Source organism: Pseudomonas sp. I2 (assembly GCF_040984075.1).
GTDB classification, from domain to species: domain Bacteria; phylum Pseudomonadota; class Gammaproteobacteria; order Pseudomonadales; family Pseudomonadaceae; genus Aquipseudomonas; species Aquipseudomonas guariconensis_B.
The window spans coordinates 1-1236 of sequence record NZ_JBCGFQ010000118.1; the positions used below are offsets into that span (position 1 = coordinate 1).

Annotated in this window: 2 protein-coding genes; both read right to left on the minus strand. The window is 56.4% G+C overall.

Translation table 11 applies throughout. The features are described from left to right. Positions 1 to 37: 37 nt before the first annotated feature. Complete coding sequence (locus WCE05_RS25800; protein ID WP_368816815.1) at positions 38 to 901, minus strand: IS3 family transposase; 864 nt, start codon at positions 899 to 901, stop codon at positions 38 to 40. After that, entirely contained in the window at positions 898 to 1191 is a 294-nt protein-coding gene (locus WCE05_RS25805) for a transposase (protein ID WP_253081036.1), read from the minus strand. The genes WCE05_RS25800 and WCE05_RS25805 overlap by 4 nt, the downstream gene beginning before the upstream one ends. Positions 1192 to 1236: the final 45 nt, after the last annotated feature.

Here is a 1236-nt window from a genome sequence, read left to right on the forward strand (position 1 = left end):
TGGACCTGTCCCGTGACAGCGGACGCCAAGAAGCTGGCTATTCAACCGACTGCCTTAAGCCTTTTGCATAGTCGTTCGGAGAGCGATAGCCCAACGCTGAATGCAGTCGGTTGCTGTTGTAAAACCCATGGATGTAGCTGGCAATTGATAGATGCGCCTGCTTCTTACTAGGGTAGACGCTGCAGGCCTCCTCTCGCTTCAACGTGGCAAAGAAGCTCTCAGCAACCGCGTTATCCCAGCAATTGCCCCTGCGGCTCATGCTCTGAGTAACGCCTTTCTTGGCCAGTTCGAAGCGGAATTTGCTACTGGCATACTGGCGCCCCTGATCGGAGTGAAATACCACCCCGTATAGGCCAAGACAGGCATTCCAGGCGTTGATGAAGGCGCGCTCAACCAACTCGTCGGGCATCCGATCCGCCAAGCTGTAACCCAATACCTGACGTGTCTGAATGCTCAGCACCACGGCCAGATACAGCCAGCCCTCTTTGGTTGGGAGATAAGTGATATCGCTTACCCAAGTTGGGGTGGGGTTATCGATGGAAAACTGACGCGCCAGTACATTACTAGCGGCCGGCAGATGGTGCCGGCTGTCGGTGGTACAGGGCCTGAAACCGCCTTTGGACTTGCCCTGTATCCGCTCCTCCTGCATCAAGCGTCTGATCCGTTTGTGGCCCACTGCATGCGAGTTCTGACGCAAAGCTGCAACCAGCCGCGGACGGCCGTAAGTATTTCGGCTGCCAGCATAGGCGTTTCGCAACGCAATGCGAATTTGCGCATCGGGATCAGGGCAGGACTGACGGTGCGTGTAATCGTAGAAACCTGACACGGAGACTTCCATTACCCGGCACAACACCCGCACCGGATATCGAGCCCGTTCAGAGGCGACGAAGGCGTATCTCACCTGGACTCTCTGGCAAAGAACACCGCCGCCTTTTTTAGGATCTCACGCTCCATTTTCAGCTCAGCAATTTCGGCTCTCAGGCGGGCCAGTTCGCTGTCCTCCTTGGTGATGGGCTTGCGTTCAGGAGAGCTCAACGGCTTACCCCTGCGCATGGCATCTACCCAGTTGTCGAGCGTCTTGACGGACATCTCTAGCTGGCGGGCAGCTTCGGTTCTGCCAACGCTTTCAGCTAGCGCAACGGCCTGAGCCTTGAACTCATCGGTGTAGTTACGGCGAGTGCTCGGGTACATGGCAACCTCCAAGATAGCGATCTAAGTATCGCTTCTTGGCGTCCG